This window comes from Kibdelosporangium persicum, from assembly GCF_013280595.1.
Classification (GTDB): domain Bacteria; phylum Actinomycetota; class Actinomycetes; order Mycobacteriales; family Pseudonocardiaceae; genus Kibdelosporangium; species Kibdelosporangium persicum.
In genome coordinates, this window is sequence record NZ_JAAATY010000007.1 from 167,927 (window position 1) to 187,494 (window position 19,568).

The 19,568-nt window shown below is 67.0% G+C and carries 21 protein-coding genes and 1 tRNA gene; 10 read left to right on the forward strand and 12 right to left on the reverse strand.

Annotated features, from left to right (window positions below):
- Positions 1-855, reverse strand: coding sequence for a DUF5753 domain-containing protein (locus GC106_RS15280; protein ID WP_173130235.1), 855 nt, complete (start codon positions 853-855; stop codon positions 1-3).
- A 282-nt stretch (positions 856-1,137) separates the two neighbouring features.
- Here GC106_RS15280 and GC106_RS15285 point away from each other — a divergent pair, with 282 nt between their 5' ends.
- Complete coding sequence (locus tag GC106_RS15285; RefSeq protein WP_312872661.1) at positions 1,138-1,386, forward strand: hypothetical protein; 249 nt, start codon at positions 1,138-1,140, stop codon at positions 1,384-1,386.
- Positions 1,387-1,451: 65 nt separating this feature from the next.
- Positions 1,452-2,642, forward strand: coding sequence for an FAD-dependent monooxygenase (locus tag GC106_RS15290; RefSeq protein WP_173130237.1), 1,191 nt, complete (start codon positions 1,452-1,454; stop codon positions 2,640-2,642).
- A gap of 10 nt (positions 2,643-2,652) precedes the next feature.
- On the opposite strand, the gene GC106_RS15295 is transcribed toward GC106_RS15290, so the two are convergent.
- From GC106_RS15295 to GC106_RS15310, 4 genes are all read right to left on the reverse strand, one after another.
- Positions 2,653-3,033 carry a VOC family protein gene (locus GC106_RS15295; RefSeq protein ID WP_173130239.1) on the reverse strand — a complete coding sequence of 127 codons (381 nt, stop codon included), beginning with the start codon at positions 3,031-3,033 and terminating at the stop codon, positions 2,653-2,655.
- A 41-nt stretch (positions 3,034-3,074) separates the two neighbouring features.
- Complete coding sequence (locus tag GC106_RS15300) at positions 3,075-3,383, reverse strand: hypothetical protein (RefSeq protein ID WP_173130241.1); 309 nt, start codon at positions 3,381-3,383, stop codon at positions 3,075-3,077.
- 100 nt (positions 3,384-3,483) lie between these two features.
- Positions 3,484-4,524: a family 2 encapsulin nanocompartment cargo protein polyprenyl transferase gene (locus GC106_RS15305; RefSeq protein WP_173130242.1), complete on the reverse strand. Its 1,041-nt coding sequence runs from the start codon at positions 4,522-4,524 to the stop codon at positions 3,484-3,486.
- Positions 4,521-5,912 carry a family 2B encapsulin nanocompartment shell protein gene (locus GC106_RS15310; protein ID WP_312872662.1) on the reverse strand — a complete coding sequence of 464 codons (1,392 nt, stop codon included), beginning with the start codon at positions 5,910-5,912 and terminating at the stop codon, positions 4,521-4,523. Before GC106_RS15310 ends, GC106_RS15305 begins: the two co-directional genes overlap by 4 nt.
- 42 nt (positions 5,913-5,954) lie before the next feature.
- Between GC106_RS15310 and GC106_RS15315 the strand changes: the two genes are divergently transcribed.
- Positions 5,955-6,263, forward strand: coding sequence for a hypothetical protein (locus tag GC106_RS15315; RefSeq protein ID WP_173130244.1), 309 nt, complete (start codon positions 5,955-5,957; stop codon positions 6,261-6,263).
- Here the strand turns inward: GC106_RS15315 and GC106_RS15320 are convergent.
- The 3 genes from GC106_RS15320 to cysD all read right to left on the reverse strand — a co-directional run bounded on the left by GC106_RS15320 (position 6,188) and on the right by cysD (position 10,682).
- Entirely contained in the window at positions 6,188-7,606 is a 1,419-nt protein-coding gene (locus tag GC106_RS15320; protein WP_312872663.1) for a family 2B encapsulin nanocompartment shell protein, read from the reverse strand. The genes GC106_RS15315 and GC106_RS15320 overlap by 76 nt on opposite strands.
- A gap of 329 nt (positions 7,607-7,935) precedes the next feature.
- The gene (gene cysC, locus GC106_RS15325; protein WP_173130246.1) at positions 7,936-9,768 is read right to left on the reverse strand and encodes an adenylyl-sulfate kinase; all 1,833 of its coding nucleotides are present in this window, start codon (positions 9,766-9,768) and stop codon (positions 7,936-7,938) included.
- A complete protein-coding gene (gene cysD / locus GC106_RS15330; RefSeq protein ID WP_173130665.1) occupies positions 9,768-10,682 on the reverse strand; it encodes a sulfate adenylyltransferase subunit CysD in 915 nt (304 codons plus the stop codon). Before cysD ends, cysC begins: the two co-directional genes overlap by 1 nt.
- A gap of 54 nt (positions 10,683-10,736) precedes the next feature.
- Here cysD and GC106_RS15335 point away from each other — a divergent pair, with 54 nt between their 5' ends.
- Genes GC106_RS15335 through GC106_RS15350 form a run of 4 tightly spaced genes read left to right on the forward strand, consistent with a single transcriptional unit; the run spans position 10,737 to position 14,299 of the window.
- Positions 10,737-11,201, forward strand: coding sequence for a nuclear transport factor 2 family protein (locus tag GC106_RS15335; protein WP_173130248.1), 465 nt, complete (start codon positions 10,737-10,739; stop codon positions 11,199-11,201).
- A gap of 32 nt (positions 11,202-11,233) precedes the next feature.
- Positions 11,234-12,397: a hypothetical protein gene (locus GC106_RS15340; protein ID WP_173130250.1), complete on the forward strand. Its 1,164-nt coding sequence runs from the start codon at positions 11,234-11,236 to the stop codon at positions 12,395-12,397.
- On the forward strand, positions 12,397-13,173 hold the full coding sequence (locus GC106_RS15345) for an SDR family oxidoreductase (protein WP_173130253.1): 777 nt from the start codon (positions 12,397-12,399) through the stop codon (positions 13,171-13,173). The genes GC106_RS15340 and GC106_RS15345 overlap by 1 nt, the downstream gene beginning before the upstream one ends.
- Positions 13,174-13,183: 10 nt before the next feature.
- Positions 13,184-14,299, forward strand: coding sequence for a sulfotransferase family protein (locus GC106_RS15350; protein WP_173130256.1), 1,116 nt, complete (start codon positions 13,184-13,186; stop codon positions 14,297-14,299).
- Here the strand turns inward: GC106_RS15350 and GC106_RS15355 are convergent.
- Positions 14,280-15,062 carry a class I SAM-dependent methyltransferase gene (locus GC106_RS15355; protein WP_173130259.1) on the reverse strand — a complete coding sequence of 261 codons (783 nt, stop codon included), beginning with the start codon at positions 15,060-15,062 and terminating at the stop codon, positions 14,280-14,282. The two genes, GC106_RS15350 and GC106_RS15355, sit on opposite strands and share 20 nt — an antisense overlap.
- Before the next feature lie 48 nt (positions 15,063-15,110).
- Between GC106_RS15355 and GC106_RS15360 the strand changes: the two genes are divergently transcribed.
- Complete coding sequence (locus GC106_RS15360) at positions 15,111-15,692, forward strand: TetR/AcrR family transcriptional regulator (protein ID WP_173130668.1); 582 nt, start codon at positions 15,111-15,113, stop codon at positions 15,690-15,692.
- Here GC106_RS15360 and GC106_RS15365 read toward each other — a convergent pair.
- Positions 15,672-16,577, reverse strand: a complete 906-nt coding sequence (locus tag GC106_RS15365; RefSeq protein WP_173130262.1) for a LysR substrate-binding domain-containing protein — start codon at positions 16,575-16,577, stop codon at positions 15,672-15,674. The two genes, GC106_RS15360 and GC106_RS15365, sit on opposite strands and share 21 nt — an antisense overlap.
- Positions 16,578-16,655: 78 nt before the next feature.
- On the opposite strand from GC106_RS15365, the gene GC106_RS15370 reads away from it, so the two are divergent.
- Positions 16,656-17,387, forward strand: coding sequence for a sulfite exporter TauE/SafE family protein (locus GC106_RS15370; RefSeq protein ID WP_173130266.1), 732 nt, complete (start codon positions 16,656-16,658; stop codon positions 17,385-17,387).
- Position 17,388: 1 nt separating this feature from the next.
- Here the strand turns inward: GC106_RS15370 and GC106_RS15375 are convergent, their stop codons facing one another.
- Both GC106_RS15375 and GC106_RS15380 read right to left on the reverse strand, forming a co-directional pair.
- Positions 17,389-18,495 (reverse strand): hypothetical protein, encoded by a 1,107-nt coding sequence (locus GC106_RS15375; RefSeq protein WP_173130269.1) that lies wholly within the window; start codon positions 18,493-18,495, stop codon positions 17,389-17,391.
- Positions 18,496-18,710: 215 nt separating this feature from the next.
- Positions 18,711-18,782, reverse strand: a tRNA-Val gene (locus tag GC106_RS15380).
- 345 nt (positions 18,783-19,127) lie between these two features.
- Between GC106_RS15380 and GC106_RS15385 the strand changes: the two genes are divergently transcribed.
- Entirely contained in the window at positions 19,128-19,553 is a 426-nt protein-coding gene (locus GC106_RS15385) for an SsgA family sporulation/cell division regulator (protein ID WP_033393736.1), read from the forward strand.
- Positions 19,554-19,568: the final 15 nt, after the last annotated feature.

A 19,568-nucleotide genomic window follows, 5' to 3' on the forward strand; every position in this document is an offset into this window, starting at 1 on the left:
TCACTTGTACTCCTCCGCCACTTTCCCGATGAAAACGCGGGATTCCACCGGGCCCAGCGCGGCGGCCTGAAGAGTGCCCCACAGCCGCTCGTAGCCTTCGACCAGGTCAGGGGCGTCGATGTAGCGCGCGTCGTCGTACTGTTCGAGATGCACGAAATTCAGTGGTGCCGCGATTCCCGGACTCGGGACGTGGATCAACGCGAAACTCAGCCAGCCGAAGCTGGTCTGGGTGCCGCTGGTGAACGGAAGCACCTGGATCTGAACATTGGGCCTCTCGCCGATCGTGATCAGGTGGTGCAGTTGCTCGTGCATCACCGTGTGATCGCCGTGCACGCGCCTGAGCACTGACTCGGAGAGGATGAAGGTTGCCATGACGTCACGGTCGAGAACGGTCTGCCTCTCCTTGCGCGCCTTCACCGTCTCATCCTCGTTGAAGGTGTACCCGAATGGGGATGGCATGCGGCTGATGGCTCGGACGTAGTCCTCAGTCTGCAGGAGGCCGGGGAGGATCTCGGCTCGCATCTGGCGGATGCGGTCGCAGTGGGCCTCCAGATCGATCAGCATCCGGGCCGACTCGCGGTAGACCGCCTTGTAGCCGGTCCAGTCACCCCTCTTGCCCAGCTTGCGGGCGAGGTCCGTCATGACCGCGATCAGGTCGGGCCCGGCGCCGTACACCTCACCCATCATCCGGACGTCGCCGACGCTCGGTTTCGAGGTCATGTTGAGGATGCGGTTGATTTTCGTACCGGCACATCCCAGGTAGGCGCCCGCTTCGTCATCTTTGATTCCGGACTTTTGTTTCAACCTGTTCAACTCGTTGTTGAGCATTAGGAGCGGAACGGTCTTCGTGGTCATCGTCAGGTGGCCTTCCCGGGGATTGTGAACTCCTGGCGAGAGTATCGTCACAGTCCGTCACTCGGTGAATCACCTGATCGGTTAATTCTGTTTCGGGGAAGCCTAGTTTAGCTTTGTTCCCGTTCCCGAACGAGGTGCGTGCATTCCTCGGCGGCGCCTGCTCTCGATAAGTCGGCCCGCTTGTGCGCACCACCGCCGGTCCGTGCGATCAAGGCGACTTTTCCACCAGCGCCGCCGAGATCGCGCGGACCGGCCGAATCCCACTACCACTAAGGAAGTCCCGTGTCCGAAGAGTTCGCCAAGCAAGTCGCGGAAATGGTCGCCGACCAGGCGCCGAAGGTGTTCGCGGTCGTCCTCGAATACGGCGCCCAGCTCGACGCCCAGGTGGCCGCCTGGGGCATCGCGCTCGACGAGGGCGCGTTCATGACCACGGTCGACGGCAGAAGCCAGTACGCCTTGGCCCAGCCGGAGAACGCGCTGCGGTACATCCGGCACCTCCCCGAGGTCACGCCACGCCTGGTCTGGCCCTGATCCCTTTACTTACCGGTAGGTCAGATTCGGTGCTAGTCTGACTTACCGGTAAGTAGGAGGGGATCATGCGGGTACTTGTCTCTGGGGCGAGCATCGCGGGGCCGGTCCTGGCGTATTGGCTGGTCAGGTACGGGCACGAGGTCACGGTCGTCGAGCGTGCCCCCGCGTTGCGCAAAACCGGCGGGCACGCGGTCGACCTGTTCAAGCCCGCCATGGACATCACCGAGAAGATGGGCGTGCTGCCGCACGTCGAGCGGCTCGCCACCGGCACCGAGCGGATGACGTTGCACCGGCCGCGCGCCAAGCCGATCCGGGTGAACCTGGGCAAGGTGTACCAGGCGGCGTCCGACCGGCACGTCGAGATCATGCGCGACGATCTGAGCGAGATCTACTACGACGCCACGACCGGCGACGTCGAATACCTCTTCGGCGATTCCATTACCGAGATTTCCGAAGACGGGAAGGTCACTTTCGAGAATTCCGCGCCCCGCCGGTTCGACATCGTCGTCGGCGCGGACGGGCTGCACTCCAACGTCCGCAGGCTGATGTTCGGCGAGGAATCGGAGTTCAGCGAATTCATCGGCGCCTACCTGGCCGTGATCACCGTGCCCAAGGAATTCGGGCGGGACGGCGAGTTCACCAACCACCTGGACGTCGGCCGCATGGCCGGTGTTTACAGCGCCAAGCACATGGACGACGCCCGTGCCGTGTTCCTGTTCCGCAGCAAACCACTCGATTACCACTACCGGGACGTGGCGCGGCAACGAGAATTGTTGCGTGACGCGTTCACCAGGCTGCACCCGGACGTGAACCGCTGGGTGGCGGAAGCCGAGCACTCACCGGCGTTCTACTTCGACTCGATCACACAACTGCGCATGAACACGTGGTCCCGTGGCCGTGTCACGCTCGTCGGCGACGCCGGATATTGCCCTGGCCCTGCCGTTGGCGGCAGCACGAGCATGGCGGTCGTCGGGGCGTACGTCCTGGCCGGGGAACTGGCCGCGGCAGGCGACGACCACGAGCGAGGTTTCGCGGCCTACGAGCGGGAGATGACCGAGTACGTCCTGCGTGCGCGGAAATTCGCCATGCAGGCGGCCAGGACCATCATCCCTGGCGGCGCGTTCGGCGTGTGGGCGCTGGCCAACGTGTCCCGCCTCGTGTCCGTGCTGCCCGCGTCGTTCAGCCGGGCGCTCGCCAGGCTGAACGCGTCCGGCGCCCGCATGCACGACGAGTTCCCGCTCAAGGACTACGGCTGATCAACGGCCGTCACTGAGTCCTGGCGCGTTCCGCCGCACTGCGTTCGACGCAGAACTCGTTGCCTTCGGGATCGTGCATCACGACCCAGCCCAGGCCGTCGGGCCTGCGGTGGTCCTCGAAGATCGTCGCGCCGAGCTCCAGCAGCCGGACCACCTCTTCGTCGCGAGTGGTGTCCGGCCGCAGGCAGATGTGCATCCGGTTCTTGATCGCCTTGGCTTCCGGCACCTGCTGGAAGAACATGTTCATGCCGCCACCGAGATCGATGGCGACCTCGGGGTCGCCGGGGTGGTCGTCGTCGCCGACCGGCTTGCCGTAGACCTTGCTCCAGAACTGTGCCAGCCCGTACGCGTCCAGTGCGTCGAGTGAGACGTTGTGGATCGTGGATGCCATGGGGTCATCCAAGTGCAGGCCAGGAAAACCGGCAAAACGATTTACCAGCCGGGCAGGTCGTCCACGGGCTTGGCGTTGGCCTCGTGCCGCGCGATCGTGCCGTCCAGCGCCGCGGACAGGTCCACCCCGGTCTGGTCGGCCAGGTTGATCACCGTGAACGCCAAGTCGGCCAGCCGCTGCTCCCAGCCCTCGGTCGGGCGGAACGGGCGACGGCCGTTCGCGGTCGCCGCGAGGACTTCGTCGGACAGCTTGCCGATGTCCGACAGCAACGTCAGGGTCAGTGTCGGCGCGTTCGCGTGCAGACCGAGTTTGTCGGCGGCCTGCGCGACCTTCTGCTGGACTTCTCGCACGGCACTACACAGTAGAGGACCCGCCCCGCCCCCTTTCCCCCTCGTGAGTGTTTATCCGTGTTCTAACCCTGATAAACGCTCACGAGGGGGAGTCGGCTGGTCAGCGGTCGCGATGGATGATCAGGCTGGCCAGCGCGGCCAGTTCGGCGGCGGCACCGGTCGGCGGATCGGCCGACCGCAGCCGGTGGATCGCCCTGGCCAGCCGGTCGTCCGCCTGCTCCTGGCACCATCTGCGGCCACCGGCCAGCTCCACCAGCTCGGCGGCGCGTTTGACCTCTCTGCCCGACAACGGCCGATCGGCGTGGTACAGCTCGTGCAACTGACGCCCGGCGACGGTCCGGGACGCCAACGCGACCACGACCGGAACGGACTTCTTGCGGTTGTACAGGTCGGAGTACACCGGCTTGCCGGTCACCGCCGGATCGCCCCAGATCCCGAGCAGGTCGTCGACCAGCTGGAACGCCAGGCCGAGCTCCTCGCCGAACGCACGCAGATGGTCGACCTGCTTCGCGCGCCCGCCGCCGAACAACGCCCCGATCGCACACGCCGCACTGATCAACGCGCCGGTCTTGCCGCGCGCCATCGCCAGGCACTCGGCCAGCTCGATGTCCCGCCGTTCCTCGAAGGAGACGTCGCGGCTCTGCCCCTCCACCAGGGACTGCACGGCCGAGCTGAGAATCCGCATGCCGTCCCGGGAATCGGGATGCCCGCTCGCCGCGAGCACCTCGAACGCCAGGGCCAGCAACGAATCCCCGGCCAGGATGGCGGCGTGGCGGCCGAACACGGTCCACGCCGTCGGGCGGTGCCGCCGGGTGACGTCACCGTCGATCACGTCGTCGTGCAGGAGCGAGAAGTTGTGCACCAGCTCGATGGCCACCGCCGCGGGCACGGCGGCCGACGCCACGCCGCCGACCGCTTCGGCCGCCAGCAGCGTCAACGTGGGCCGTAAGGCCTTGCCACCGCACGACGCCGTGGGTGTGCCGCGTTCGTCCCACCAGCCGTAGTGGTAGCCCGCGATCTGCCGCATCGAGTCCGGCAGCGTGTCCACAGCGGCCCGGCTGGCCGGCTCGACGAGCTCCCTGCTCCACGTCATGACCTCGCCGGGACCGCGGCTTTCGGCTGTCACTCCACGGGCCGTCATGGTTCACGCCCGAGCTCGACGCCCTCGAGGATGCCGAGCGCGTCGGGCACCAGCACCGCGACCGAGTAGTACGTGCTGACCACGTACGACATGATCGCCCGGTCGTCGACGCCCATGAACCGCACGTTGAGCCCCGGCTGCTGCTCGTCGGGCAGTCCGGTGCGGTGCAGGGCGATCACGCCCTGGTTCTTCTCACCGGTCCGCATCGCGATGACGGACGTCCGGCCGGTCTCGCTGACCGGGATCTTGTCGCAGGGCAGCAACGGGATGTTGCGCCACGTGCGCACGGTCCTGCCGTGGAGTTCGGTGGTGTTGGGGTAGATCCCGCGGCGGTTGCACTCCCGGCCGAACGCCGCGATCGCCTTGGGGTGCGCCAGGATGAACTGGGTCTTGCGGCGCCGGGAGATCAGCTCGTCCATGTCGTCCGGGGTCGGCGGACCGGACCGGGTGTGGATGCGCTGTTTGAGGTCGGCGTTGTACAGCAGCCCGATCTGCCTGTTGTTCATCATCTCGTGCTCCTGCCGCTCACGCAGCGCCTCGATGGTCAGCCGGAGCTGTTGCTCGACCTGATCCATCGGATGGTTGTAGAGGTCAGCGACGCGGGTGTGGATTCGCAGAACCGTCTGTGACACGCTCATCTCGTACTCGCGGGGCGTGAGCTCGTAGTCCACGAAGGTCCCGGGCAGCTGGTACTCGCCCTCGTGCCCGGAGGCCAGCTCGATCTCCGCCTCACCCTTGGCGTTGCTCGGCTTCCCGCGCATCGCGACGTAGTTCGCCACATGCGCCAGCAGCGTCTCGGACTGCTCGCACAGCCGGTCGAAGTCCTGACGGGACAACGACATCGTGATGCACCGGGTCTTGGCCTTCACCGAGAAGTCCCACTCGTGGGGCTGACCGGTCAGTGCCTGATCACCGAAGTACTCGCCTTCGCCGAGCGTGTCGACGATCTTGTCCTCACCGTACTCGCCCCGCCCGATCTTGCTCGCCTTGCCGTGCGCCATCAGCACCAGCCGGTCGGCGGACTGTCCTCTTTGGATGATCAGGTCGCCTGCCTCGAACTCCTGCTGCTCGAACCTGTCCGCCAGCGCGGCCAGCGTGTCGTCGTCCGCCAGGCCGCGCAGCAGAGCCAGTTCACGCAGTTCCGGCGGGACGACCTGGACCCGTCCGGCGGTGCTGATGAAGCTGACCAGTCCGTCGCCGAGGGCGTACGTCAGCCGCCGGTTGACCCGGTAGGTGCCGGCGTCGGCCTGCACCCACGGCAGGACGCGCAGCAGCCAGCGCGGCGTGATCCCCTGCATCTGCGGTACGGACTTGGTCGTCGTCGCCAGATTTCTCGCCGCCGACGTGCTGAGGCTCAGCTGCGGCTGGGGATTCTCGACCTGTGTCACCTGTGCGGCCTGCCTGTTCGTCGTTGATCGTGGGGAAGGTGGTTGGACGCCCGGCCGATGCCGACCGGAGTCGAAGGCCCGCGGATGGCGGGCCGCACATCGGCCGGCGCCCCGCCCGGTCACCGTGACTCTGCCCCTGACCGGTGGGGCACCACGCCTTTCACCCGGCTGATGGGAGCGCCGATGGCCGGCCGGGACGTGCGGCGTGGCAACGGCCAGGGCCTGGCGGCCGAGGTCAGCAGGCCCGCGGCCGAACCGGGCCGGTCCGCCCGGCGTCAGTCACCCGCGCGGCCGAGTTCGACGTTCTCCAGCACACCGAGCGCGTCCGGCACCAGGATCGCCGCCGAGTAGTAGGCGCTGACCAGGTAGGAGATGATCGCCTTCTCGTTGATGTTCATGAACCGCACCGACAGGCCGGGCTGGTACTCGTCCGGCAGGCCGGTCTGGTGCAGGCCGATCACGCCCTGGTTCTGCTCACCCACCCGCATCGCGATGATCTGCGTGGTCCGGGTGGCGGTCACCGGGATCTTGTTGCACGGCAGCACCGGGATTCCTCGCCACGACGGCACCTGGTGCCCGTTGAGGTCGATGCTCTGCGGGTACAGGCCGCGCTTGTTGCACTCCTGGCCGAACGCGGCGATCGCCCGCGGGTGGGCCAGGATGAACATCGGGTCCTTCCACACCGTGGCCAGCAGTTCGTCCATGTCGTCCGGGGTGGGCGGGCCGGACCGGGTCGGGACGCGCTGTTTGAGGTCGGCGTTGCAGAGCAGGCCGAAGCCGCGGTTGTTGATCAGCTCGTGTTCCTGGCGTTCCCGCAATGCCTCGATGGTCAGCCGGAGTTGTTGCTCCGTCTGGTTCATCGGCTGGTTGTACAGGTCGGCGACCCTGGTGTGCACACGCAGCACGGTTTGCGCGACGCTCAGCTCGTATTCCCGCGGGGTGAGTTCGTAGTCGACGAACGTGCTCGGCAGTTCCGGTTCCCCTTCGTGGCCGGACGCCAGTTCGATCTCGGCCTCGCCGTACGTGTTCGCCGGCTTTTTCGGGCTGTTCACATAGGCGGTGACGTGTGCGCGCAGTGACTCGGACTGCTCCTGCAATTCCTGGAATGCCCGCTTCGGCAGCGCCAGAATGGTCGTCGGCGTCACGGCCTTGGCGGTGAACTCCCAGATGCCCTGATCCTGGATGAGCCCCTGGTCGCCGAAATAGTCGCCGTCGACCATCGTGCCGAGCACGGTCTGGTCGCCGTACTCGCCGGTGCCGATCTTGTTCACCTTGCCGTGCGCGACCACGTACAGATGGTTGGCCTCGTGGCCGAACTCGGCGATCACGTCACCGGGCTGGTACTCCCGCTGTTCGAACCGGTCGGCCAGCGCGTTGAGCGCGTCTTCGTCCTCGTAGGTGCGCAGCAGCGCCAGTTCGACCAGGTCCGGGCCGACGACGTGGACCTGCGCGCCGAGGTTGGAGACCGCGATCCGGCCGTCGCCGATGGTGTAGCTCAGCCGCCTGTTCACCCGGTACACGCCGCCCTGGGCCTGGACCCACGGCAGCACCCGCAGCAGCCACCGCGAGGTGATGCTCTGCATCTGCGGGACGGATTTGGTGGTGGTCGCCAGATTCCGCGCGGCCGCGGTCGCCAGGCTCTGCTGTTGCTGGCCGTTCTCTACGCCAAGGTTCGACTCCACCGTGTCGGTCACAACTTGCCGCCGTTCTTCCTAGTCGGGTCCGATGAACACAGAAAAGACAGGGTGTAGCTGGTGATTGGCTCGAGACAATGCGGGAACGCCCTTTCGTGTCCCGGGAATGCACGAAAGTTCGGGCGGTGCCAAGACGGAGGCTAGCACCAGGTTTCGAACGTGCGCAGTCACCCAAAAGGCTTGCCGGTTGGTGGAAAACAATCATGGGACGACTCGTGGCCGGCCAGGAGAAAAACGACTGAAAGTGCAACTCGGGAAATGCCGTTCACTCGGCAGTGCAGGCGACTGCGACGAACGTGTGTAGCGGTGGGGCCCTGCGTGATCTGGTGCTAATCCATCCGGGGCAGTGGCATCCGGTCCAGCGCGGCGATCACGAGCGCGGCCATCCTGGCCGGGTCGCCCTGCTCCGGACGCAACACCAGTTCCGGCGCCACGGGCGGCTCGTACGGGTCGTCCACCCCGGTGAACCCGGTGATCTCACCGGCCCTGGCCCTGGCGTACATCCCCTTGGGATCGCGGGCCTCACACGTCTCGATCGGAGTGTCCACAAAGACCTCGAAGAACCCGAGACCCGCTTGCTCGTGCGCGGCGCGCACCCGGTCCCGATCGGCCTGGTACGGGCTGATCAGCGACACCACCGCGACCAGGCCCGCGTCCGCGAAGAGCCGCGCGACCTCGCCGACCCTGCGGACGTTCTCCGCGCGGTCGGCCGCGCTGAACCCCAGGTCGGCGTTCAGGCCGTGGCGCAGATTGTCCCCGTCCAGCAGATAGGCCGGACGGCCCGCGGCCACCAGCCGGCGCTCCAGTTCCACCGCGATGGTCGACTTGCCGGACGCGGACAGCCCGGTCAGCCACACCGTGCACCCGGTCGAGCCGCGTTCGGCGCGCCCCACGGCGGTCGAGTGCCAGACCACGGACTGGCTCGGCCCGGTGATCATGCCGGCGGCGACGGTGTTGTTGGTGGTCTCGTCCACCAGGATGAAGCTGCCACAAGCCCGGTTGCGGCGGTACGCGTCGAACAGCAGCGGCTGCTGCGTACGCAGCTTCACGCGACCGATCTCGTTGAGCGCCAGGGACTCCGCGGTCTCGTCGCGGTGCAGCGTGGTGATGTCCATGCGGTAGTCCAGCGACGTGACAACGGCCTTGGTCGTCCGGGTGGTGTTGACCACCGTGTATTTCGCGTCCGGGCTGAGGTTCCCGCGTTCGGTGAGCCAGCAGACCATCGCGTCGACGTCCTGGCCGACGTGCGGGCGGTTGTTCGGACGGCAGATCAGATCACCCCGGCCGACGTCCAGATCGTCGGCGAGCCGCAGCGTGACGGCCTGCGGCGGGAAGGCCTCGGTCACCGGCCGCCCGCCCGGGCCCCAGATCGCGCTGACCGTCGTGGTGAACCCGGACGGCAGCACGAGCACCTCGTCGCCCGGTTTGAACACACCGCCCGCCACGGTCCCGGCGTACCCGCGGAAGTCCTTGTGCCGGATGACGTACTGCACCGGGAACCGGGCGTCGATCAGGTTGCGGTCCGAGCTGATGTGCACCTCTTCGAGGTGGTGCAGCAGGGAAGTCCCTTCGTACCACGGCATCGAGGCGCTGCGGTGGACGATGTTGTCGCCGTGCAAGGCGGAAACCGGCACGAACGTCAGGTCCGGTACGGCGAGCTTCATCGAGAACCGCCGGAACTCCTCGCGGATCTCCTCGAACCGGTCCCGTGACCAGCCGACCAGGTCCATCTTGTTGACGCACACCACGAGGTGCGGGATGCCCAGCAGCGTGGCCAGGAACGCGTGCCTGCGCGACTGGTCGGCGATTGCGTTGCGCGCGTCGAGGAGGATCAGCGCCAGGTCCGCTGTGGACGCTCCGGTGACCATGTTGCGCGTGTACTGGATGTGCCCTGGCGTGTCGGCGATGATGAACTTCCGCCTGGGCGTGGCGAAGTAGCGGTACGCCACGTCGATCGTGATGCCCTGCTCCCGTTCCGCCCGCAGCCCGTCGGTCAGCAGGGCGAGGTTCGGGTAGTCCTCGCCGCGGTCGCGGCTGGCGCGTTCGATCGCCGCGAGCTGGTCGGCGAAGATCGTCTTCGAGTCGAACAGCAGCCTGCCGATCAGGGTCGACTTGCCGTCGTCGACGCTGCCCGCGGTGGCCAGGCGGAGCAGGTTCGGCATCAGAAGTAGCCTTCCTTCTTGCGATCCTCCATCCCGGCCTCGGAGATCCGGTCGTCCGCCCGGGTCGCGCCACGCTCGGTCACCCGGGTCGCGGCCACCTCGGCGACGACCTCTTCCGGGGTCCTCGCGGTGGATTCGACGCACCCGGTGCAGGTCGCGTCGCCGACGGTGCGGAACCGCACGGTCGCGTCGAACGGTTCCTCGTCCGGCAGGAGCGTCACGAACCTGGTGTGCGCCAACAACATTCCGTCCCGCTGGAACACCTTGCGCCGGTGCGCGTAGTAGATCGGCGGCAGTTGGATGCCTTCGTCCCGGATGTAGTGCCAGATGTCCAGTTCGGTCCAGTTGGACAGCGGGAACACCCGGATGTGCTCGCCGCGCCGGTGCCGCCCGTTGTAGAGGTTCCAGAGTTCCGGCCGCTGGTTGCGGGGATCCCACTGGCCGAACTCGTCCCGGAAGCTGAACACGCGCTCCTTGGCGCGTGCCTTCTCCTCGTCCCGGCGGGCGCCACCGAACACCGCGTCGAACCGGTTCTCGTTGATGGCACGCAACAAAGCCGTGGTCTGCAGGCGGTTACGGCTGGCGCGTGGCCCGGTCTCGTCGACGACCCGGCCCGCGTCGATGTCGTCCTGGACACTGCTCACGATCAGCCGCACGCCCGTGGTCTCGACGGTGTGGTCCCGGAACTGGATGACCTCGTCGAAGTTGTGGCCGGTGTCCACGTGCATCACCGGGAACGGCGGCGGCGCGGGCCAGAACGCCTTGGCGGCCAGGTGCAGCATCACCACGGAGTCCTTGCCGCCGGAGAACAACAGCACCGGCCGTTCGAACGTCGCCGCGACCTCGCGCATCACGTGTACGGACTCGGCTTCGAGCGCGCGCAGATCGGACAGCTCGTACGTGGTCGCCACGATCAAAAACTAGAACAGGTTATTGCGCCCGGTCAATGGCCGGGGTTCGATGATGGCATGAACTTGCACACGATCGAGGAGATCCGCAGGCTGAAGTACCGATATCTGCGCGGCGTGGACCAGAAACGCTGGGATCTGCTGGAGAACGCGCTGACCGAGGACGCGGTCGCGGACTACGGCACCAAGGCCATGGGGGAGCCGCTCGTGCTCACCGGCCGCGCCGCGATCCTGGACTTCCTGCGGCGGAACCTGGGTGGCGACAAGATCGTCACGTTCCACTTCGCCGGGCAGCCGGAGATCGACGTCGAGGGCGACACCGCGAGCGGGACCTGGGCGTTCGAGGACACCGTGATCGTCAAGGAACACCGCCTGGTGATCAAGGGTGCCGCCTACTACGAGGAGCGGTACGTCCGTTCGGCCGAACACGGCTGGCGGATCAAGCACATCGCCTATAACAGGTTGTACGAGGTGATGGTGTCGATGGACGACCTGCCGAGCCTGAAGTTCCTCGCCGGTGTTTGACCAGCTGTTAGAACACGTTCTAGCCTAGGTCGGTGCTCACCGAGTCATTCGCCGCCGCGATCGCCGAGGCCGAGAAGATCATCGCCGAGGCGCCGCACGTCCAGACTGAGCAGGACCTGACCGAGGGCTACGACTACCTCGCCGGCAGCATCCGGGCGTCGCTGCAGATGGCGTGGGCGTACGACCGTGACTTCCCCTTCTTCGTCCAGTCCACCGGGCCGTACACCAAAATGGGGCTGGACAACCCGGACACGCTGTACTTCCACGCGTACATCCGTGAGGACGCGGAGTACGTGGTGACCGGCCGCCGTGGCAGCACCGCGGATCTGAGCTTCCAGGTGCTCAACGGCGACTACTCGCCGGTGGACGTGCCGGACAGCCTCACCGCGTTCGACGACCGCGCGTTCGACATCGCCGCGGACGGCTCGTTCGAGATCCGGTTCGGGCCGGGCGAATCCGGGCCGAACTACTTCCACCTCGGCACGGGCTCGGCGATGCTGATCGTGCGGGAGGTCTACAGCGACTGGACGGCCGAACAGCGCGGCATGATCAGAATCCGGCGCGCCGACACCACCGGCAGCGCGCCGCCGATGCCCGCCAAGGAGCTGATGGCCAAGCGGTACGGCGTGGCGGGCAAGATGCTGATCGGCAGGCTCAGGACGTTCCTGGCGTTCCCGAAGTGGTTCTACCTCAAGCTTCCGGTGAACACGATGACCGAGCCGCGCTCGACACCGGGCGGGCTGACCACCCAGTTCTCCTCGGCCGGCCACTACGACCTGGCCGACGAGCAGGCGATGATCATCACGGTGCCCGCGTCCGAGGCGCCGTACCAGGGCTTCCAGCTGGGCAGCATGTGGTACGTCTCGCTGGACTACATCAACCACCAGACCAGCCTGACCGCCGACCAGGCCAGGATCGACCCGGACGGCAGAATCCGTTACGTGGTCAGTGAACGCGATCCCGGGCTGGCGAACTGGATCGAACGCACCGGCCATTCCCGCGGATATCTGCAGATCCGGTGGCAGCGGCTCTCGCGTGAGCTCAAACCCGAGGACGGCCCGCAGGTCGAAGTCGTCGACGTCGGAGACCTGCCGCGCCGGCTGCCGTTCCACGCCGAGGCGCGGGTGACTCCTTCGCAGTACGCAGAACGGATTGCCGCGCGCCAGGCGGCCGTGGCGACCAGGATGGTGGGCTGATGTTGTTGCAGGACAAGGTGGTCGTGGTCGCCGGGATCGGCCCGGGGCTCGGCCGGTCGATCGCGTTGCGATGTGCGCGGCAGGGTGCGGACATCGTGCTGGCGGCACGGACCGAGTCCCGGCTCACCGAAGTCGCCAAAGAGGTCACCGATCTCGGGCGGCGTGCGGTGACCGTGCCGACGGACATCTCCGACGAGACCGCGGCGGCTCGCTTGGCGGAGACCAGTCTGGAGTCGTTCGGGCGGGTGGACACCTTGGTGAACAACGCTTTCGCGATGCCGCCGATGCAGACCTTTGACCGGGCCCCGTTCGACGGAATCCGGCAGGGCTTCGAGACCAACGTTCTCGGCGCGCTGCGGCTGGTGAACCTGTTTCGTCCGGCGCTGGAAGCCAGTCACGGCTCGGTGGTGATGGTCAGCTCGATGGTGATCCGGCACTCGCAGCTGACCATGGGGCCGTACAAGATGACCAAGTCCGCGTTGCTGGCGATGGCGCAGAGCCTGTCGACGGAGCTGGGCCCCCAAGGCGTGCGGATCAACACGATCGCGCCCGGCTACATCTGGGCTGACAACGTGAAGTTCTACTTCGACTACCTCGCCAGGCAACGGGGCATCACGCCACAGGAGGTCTACCAGGAGGTGGCCGCCAACATCGACCTGCGCAAGCTGCCGGAGCCCGATGAGGTGGCGGACACGATCGTGTTCCTCGCCTCCGAACTGGCTCGTGCGGTCACCGGGCAGTGCCTTGACGTGAACGGCGGGGAGTACCACCACTAGGGGTTGCACTGTGGATGTCGAGTCGTTGCACGCGTCGGCCACCAAGATCACCGGCCTGACCGACTTCGGGGATTCCGCTTATCTCGAAGGCCTTTCGGTGCTGCTGGCCTCGTACGAACGGGAAGCCGGGCTCACCGAGCTGGGCTACCGGGTCAAACGCGCCGGCCTGCGCACGGCGTTGGTGGCGCGGCTGTTGAGCGAGGCGGCGTGGCAGCGCCATCCCGGGTACGCGTCCGTGCCGATCGAGCGGCCGATCTTCGTCACCGGCCTGCCCCGCACCGGAACGACGGCGTTGCACCGGCTGTTGACCGAGGACCCCGCGCACCAAGGCCTGGAACTGTGGCTCACCGACGTGCCCCAGCCCCGTCCGCCGCGTGAGACGTGGGACGAAAACCCGATGTACCAACGGATCCAGGCCGGATACGAGCAACACCACGTCGAGCACCCCGAGTTCATGGGCCTGCACTACATCACCGCGGACATGGCCGAGGAGTGCTGGCGGCTGCTGCGCCAGTCCATGTTGTCCGTGTCGTTCGAATGCCTCGCCTACATCCCGGGGTACTCGGCATGGCTGGCCGAACAGGACTGGAGCGACGCGTACCACCGGCACCGCCGCAACCTCCAGCTGATCGGGATGCCGGACGCGCAACGCCGTTGGGTGCTCAAGAACCCCAGCCACCTGTTCGCGCTCGACGCGCTGATGGACGCCTATCCCGATGCGCTGGTGATCCAGACGCACCGGCCGCCGCGCACCATCATCGCGTCGATGTGCAGCCTCGCCGAACAAGCCGCCGGGGAGTGGTCCACGGTCTTCCGTGGCCCGGTCATCGGCGAGACCCAGTTGGAGCTGTGGGCTCGTGGACTGGAGAAGTTCACCGCCGACCGCGCGAAACACAATCCCGCCCAGTTCTTCGACGTGCGGTACGACGATTTCGTGGCCGATCCCCTTGGCGTCGTCACGGACATCTACCGCCATTTCGGCATGGAGAACTCCGACGAGACGCTGACCGCGATGAAAGCCGTGCACTCGTCCGGCGATCGCCGCCGGTCGCACCGGTACGACCTGGCCGACTTCGGTCTGACGGTGGAACAGGTGGAGGCGAGGTTCAGTTCCGTAGCGCAGTGACCGCGACGGTGTTGAAGCGCATCGTGAAACGTCCGCCCATGGCGTCGATGGCCTCGCCCATGGCCACCAGCACTTCGGCGACGGTGTCCGCCGGGAAGCTGCTCATGCCGCCGTGGGTCGGGACGCGGTCGAGCCACTCGTCCCTGGTGTACTCGCGTTCCCAGCTGAACTGCCACTCGTCCGGCGCTTGGAACGCGCCTGTTTCGCGAATGCCGTCGGCGGCGCGACCGGTCATCACCGCGTATGGGTTGTCGTTGTTCGTGATCTGCGCGGGGAACGAGTCAGGCAGAAGCCTGCGGTAGATCTCGGCGAACGCCGTGGCCAGCTCGGCAGGCGGTTGGTCGGCGTTCCAGAACACGGCGAGCAGCCCGCCGGGTCGAAGGACTTGCGCCGCCTTGGCCGCTCCGTTCACCGGATCGACCCAGTGCCAGCACTGCCCGGCGGTGATCGCGTCGAACGTCCGGCCGGCGGACTGCCATTCCTCGATCTTCGCGACCTCGACCTCAAGGCCGCGTTCCCGGGCGTGCTCGGCCATCCGGGCGTCGGGCTCGACACCGAGCACCTCACATCCGGCCGCTTGCAGTTGGCGGGCCACGATGCCCGTACCGCAGCCGACGTCCAGCACGTGTGCTCCGGGGCTGGTGGCGACGATTCGGTCGATCAACGCGTCCGGGTAGCGGGGACGCGTTCGGTCATAGCGTTCCGCGTCGACGCCGAAGGACTCCGCGACGTGCCGGTACTGGTGAGGCTCTAGAGTGGGCATGTGCCCACCATAGTGGGCAAGCGCCCACTCGACAAGGGAGGAACCCCGGTGCCGACCGGCGTGAGCATCCGTGACGTGCGCGCCCAGCTCTTCGCAGCCGCCGACCGGATCCTGCTGCGGGACGGCCCGAGCGCGCTCACCAGCCGCGCCGTCACGGCCGAGGCAGGTGTGGCGAAAGGCGTCCTGCACAAGCATTTCGACGACTTCGACGCGTTCCTCGCCGAGTTCGTGCTCGACCGCGTCGAACGAATGGACGCCGATGCGGCAGCCCTGCGCGACGCCGCCGGAACCGGCTCGGTCGTCGACAACCTGACCACCGCGCTGATCGCCGTGTTCGAGTCTGTCGCTGTCGCGGTCGTCGCCCTCATCACGTATCGCGACGAACTCCGTGCCCGGTTGCGTGAGGTCTGGCCCGCGGGCGTCCCCGTACTGACGGAGGCCGCGATCATGATCGGCGACTACCTGGGCGCGGAACGGGACCGCGGCCGCATCTCGCCGGACTCGGACGTCAACACCCTTGCCGCGATGCTCATCGGCTCCGCGCACCTGCTGTTCGCCGACCGGTCCAACCGGCCGGACACCGAGGCCGTCCGCCGGATCGTGACGACGCTACTTGGTCCAGAAGCGTGACCAGGTCGCGGGCGGCCGCGACTCCGTGAGCACGTACTCGCGGAACGCCTCGACCACCGCCGGGGCGTAGTGATCAGGGCACCAGCCGACACCGATCGTCCTGGCACAGCGCGGTTGTGAGATCGGCAGTTCCACGACGCCGGGCAGCGGCCCGGGAGCCGGCGCGAGCAGCGCCACCCCGCAGCCCGCGCCGACCAGGCCGCGCAGCATCGTCGGATCCTCGCCCTCGAACGCGATCCGTGGCTCGAAACCGGCCTCGCGGCACAGCCGTTCGGTGATCGGCCTGAGCCCGAAGCCGTGCGCGAACGTCACGAACGGCTCGTCCTTGACCTCCGCGAGCCGGACCTTGCGGCGTCGCGCCAGGCGGTGCCCGACCGGGACGACCAGCGCGAGCGGCTCGTCCAGCACCGGTCGCCAGGTGATTCCCGGCTGGTCGGACGGTTGTGCCGCCAGCACCATGTCGACCTCGCCGTCCAGCAGGGCCTGTTCGTTGCGGCTGGTTCCGCCCTGCCGGAACGCGAACTCGACCTTGGGGTACCGGGCGCGGAAACCGCTCAGCAGGGCGGGAACCAGTTCGGTGCCGAGCGTGTTGAGGAACGCGAACCGAACCGTGCCGTGCGTGGGATCCGCGGCGGTTCCGATTGTCCTGACGGCACCGTCGATCGCGTTGAGCGCTCGTCTGGCGGCGTCGAGCAGTGTGCGGCCGTTGCTGTTGAGCCGCAGCACGCGGCCGACACGGTCGAACAGGGGAGCGCCGACCTCGCTCTCCAGCCGCGCGAGACCGCGCGACAGGGCGGGCTGTGACACATGCAACTGGGCCGCCGCGGCCGTCACCGTCCGGCCCTCGGCGACCATCACGAACCATCTGAGCTGGTCAATCTCCACACCAATGCATGGTACGCATCGATGTGATCGCTGACGTTCATTGGACGCATGACTGTGGCGTGCCGGAGAGTGAAGGACGTGGACTTGCTGGTCGTGGCCGCCGTGGGGCTGGTCGCCGGTGTGGTGAACGCGATCGCCGGCGCCGGTGCGCTGCTGACGTTCCCGGTGTTCCTCGCGATGGGCATGACGCCATTGCAGGCCAACGTCGCCAACTGCATTGGTGTCGTGCCAGGCAATGTCGCGTCCACCGTCAGCTTCCGCCGTGAGCTCGCGACGCAGAAACCCCTGCTGCGCCGCCTGATCCTGCCTGCCGCTGTCGGCTCGCTGATCGGCGGCCTCATCCTTTTCGCCCTGCCGGAACGGGTTTTCACGTACCTGGTGCCCATCCTGCTCGGCCTCGGCGCCGTGCTGGTGCTGAGCCAACCGCTCGTGGCCAAGAAGCTGCGCTCCACGGCCGCCCATCGAGGCCCGCTGAGGTCGCTGGTGTTCGGCACGTCGGTGTACGGCGGCTACTTCGGCACCGGGATCGGCGTCATCTTCTTCGCCGTGCTCGGCCTCTTCGCCAAGGGAACCGCGCACCAGTTGAACGCCGTGAAGGTTGTCCTGCAAGGCATCGCCAACGGCGTCGCCGGTGTCCTGTTCTGCTTCATCGCGCCCGTGCCGTGGCCACAGACCGTGGTCTTCGGACTCGCCACGATGATCTCGGGCCCGGTGGGTGCGTACCTGTCCCGCAAGATCCCACCGGCCCCGCTGCGGTACATCATCGGGACACTGGGCCTTGTCGCCGCCGTCCGGCTCGCGGTGGCCTGACTCACAGGTAGTCGAAGTGCACGCCGTCGATCGAGAAGATGCGCGTCGCGTCCCCGTCGAAAGTCTTCAGCAGCGCGGGGAAGTAGTCCCGCAAGGCTTGTTCGTAGCTCACCGTTCCGTCCCGCAGCTCACCTGCCGCGGTGACGATCCGGTCGAGATCGTCGACGATCCGCGCCCGGCTCATGCTCGGCGTGCGCGGCCCGTCCTGGTCCGCCATCATCGGCAACTCGCCGAAGACGGCGTAACTGGGGTAGCGGTCCACGTCGGGGATGATCGACCGGAACGGCACCCCGTTGAAGAAGAACTCGAACCAGCGGCCACCCGACAGCGTCAGCCACGGCGTGCCGACGGCCAGCGCGGCCATGCCGAACCCGGTGTGCGGCGACAGGAAGACGTCGCTCGCCTCGACCGCGGCCAACTGCTCGGCCAGGCTCTTGTCGAAGCAGTTCACCGGTCCGGACCGGTGACCCAGCAGCCGGTGGAGATCCTGCTCGGTGAGGGCGGTGGACGTGCGGTCGTTCTTGACCAGCTTGCCGACCAGCACGAGTTTCGCGTCCGGGTACGCCTCGGTCAGCGCGTCCATGATCAGCAGCCACGAGTCGGGCGACGGGTACAGCGCGGGTTCGCTCGATCCGCCGGGCATGATCGTGATGGTCCGGTGCCGCGGTTCTTGTCGCGGTGCGGGTAGTTCGAGCCGGAGCTGTTGGCGTGGCACGTAACCGGCTTTCGGGCTGGAGACGACGGTCCGTCCCTGCCGGGCGATCAGGTGCTGGTCCGTCGCGGTGTAGTAGTCCCGCAGGCCAGGGAACATCTCGAGCTGGTAGTCCTGGTATCGCCGGGATTCGTCGATCACCCAGTCCCATTCGCGCGGCAGGTGGGCGATGCGCCGAGCCGAATCCGCGCAGTGGCCGAACAACGGATGGTCGACGGTGTACTTGGCCGTGATGAACGGGCAGAAATCGGTGAGCTCGACCGCCGTGGCCGCGTTCAGCACGACCGCGAACTCACTGTCCGGGTTCGCCGCGTGGTGGCCGTTCGCGTAGTACAGCGCCTCGATCGCGTGGCCGACCGGTTGGCAGTAGAAGAAATTGACCAGCACGCGTCCCATGACGGGTGTTTCTACCGGGCGGTGCGCGGCTGGCGAAACTTGTTTTGGAGTCCCGCCGGCGGGTCCGCGACTCTGGTGCCGTCCTTGCTCCACGCGGTCGGCCGGGTGTCCACAGTGGTCGTCACCGGTCGTTTCGTTACCGGGCAGAGTGATCCGCGTCTCAAGCCGAAAGGCCCGGTTCCCTGGAGTGGGGAACCGGGCCTTTCGAACGCCTGTGGGCAATACTGGGATCGAACCAGTGACCTCTCCGGTGTGAACGGAGCGCTCTCCCGCTGAGCTAATCACCCTCTGGCCTGACAGAGACCAAGCTTACAGCAGGCTTCCAGTCGTTTGTAAGCACCCCCCTTTGTTCGGTCTGACCTGGGGAAGCTCGCTGACTGTCAGATCGGGGTGAAGCCTCCGTCGCAAGATTCACGCGTTGGCGACTACCAAGTTCAGGTCGAACCCAGCACTATGTACCCGTAGGTCCAACGAAGTGATTACAGGGCGGAGTCAATCGGTCGCATAGTGTCGACGTATGGGGCCCGAACGGGTGAAGATCGACCACAATGCTATCGACGGCCAGTGCTGTTGCGTCACAGGACTAAGGCTCAGTCGTTCAAGGCTGGGAAGGGAGCAGAAGGGTAGCGACGATGCGCAACGATCACGTGACGCTCCGCTCGACCGCGGTCTTCGACCTGCTCGCGCCGCGGACGCCGGCCGTGCCGGTGAAGGTCGAGCTGCGCTATGACACCCGCGACCCGTATGCGGTCGTCGCGGCGTTCCGCACCGGCCGGGCGGGCTGGGTGGAGTGGGTCTTCGCGCGCGACCTCCTCGCCGACGGGCTGATCGCCGAGGCGGGTGACGGCGACGTCCGGATCAGGCCGGCCGTCGACGACCCCGAGGTCGTGGTGATCGAGTTGAGCTCGCCGTCCGGCCACGCGGTCTTCGAGGCCTCGGCGCAGGAACTGGCGGACTTCCTCGACCGGACCTACGACGTCGTCGTGCCCGGCAACGAGCACACCTGGGTCAACGTCGACGAGGCGCTGACGCACCTGATCTCCAACGACCTGACCTGAGGAAACGCGGAAACC

Coding starts and splice junctions, on each gene's coding strand:
- GC106_RS15295 (WP_173130239.1), bottom strand. CDS start 3,033: ATGGCATCCACGATCCACAACGTCTCACTCGACGCACTGGACGCGTAC.
- GC106_RS15385 (WP_033393736.1), top strand. CDS start 19,128: ATGCGCAACGATCACGTGACGCTCCGCTCGACCGCGGTCTTCGACCTG.
- GC106_RS15335 (WP_173130248.1), top strand. CDS start 10,737: ATGAACTTGCACACGATCGAGGAGATCCGCAGGCTGAAGTACCGATAT.
- cysC (WP_173130246.1), bottom strand. CDS start 9,768: ATGCCGAACCTGCTCCGCCTGGCCACCGCGGGCAGCGTCGACGACGGC.
- GC106_RS15345 (WP_173130253.1), top strand. CDS start 12,397: ATGTTGTTGCAGGACAAGGTGGTCGTGGTCGCCGGGATCGGCCCGGGG.
- GC106_RS15375 (WP_173130269.1), bottom strand. CDS start 18,495: ATGGGACGCGTGCTGGTCAATTTCTTCTACTGCCAACCGGTCGGCCAC.
- GC106_RS15290 (WP_173130237.1), top strand. CDS start 1,452: ATGCGGGTACTTGTCTCTGGGGCGAGCATCGCGGGGCCGGTCCTGGCG.
- GC106_RS15280 (WP_173130235.1), bottom strand. CDS start 855: ATGACCACGAAGACCGTTCCGCTCCTAATGCTCAACAACGAGTTGAAC.
- GC106_RS15305 (WP_173130242.1), bottom strand. CDS start 4,524: ATGACGGCCCGTGGAGTGACAGCCGAAAGCCGCGGTCCCGGCGAGGTC.
- GC106_RS15355 (WP_173130259.1), bottom strand. CDS start 15,062: ATGCCCACTCTAGAGCCTCACCAGTACCGGCACGTCGCGGAGTCCTTC.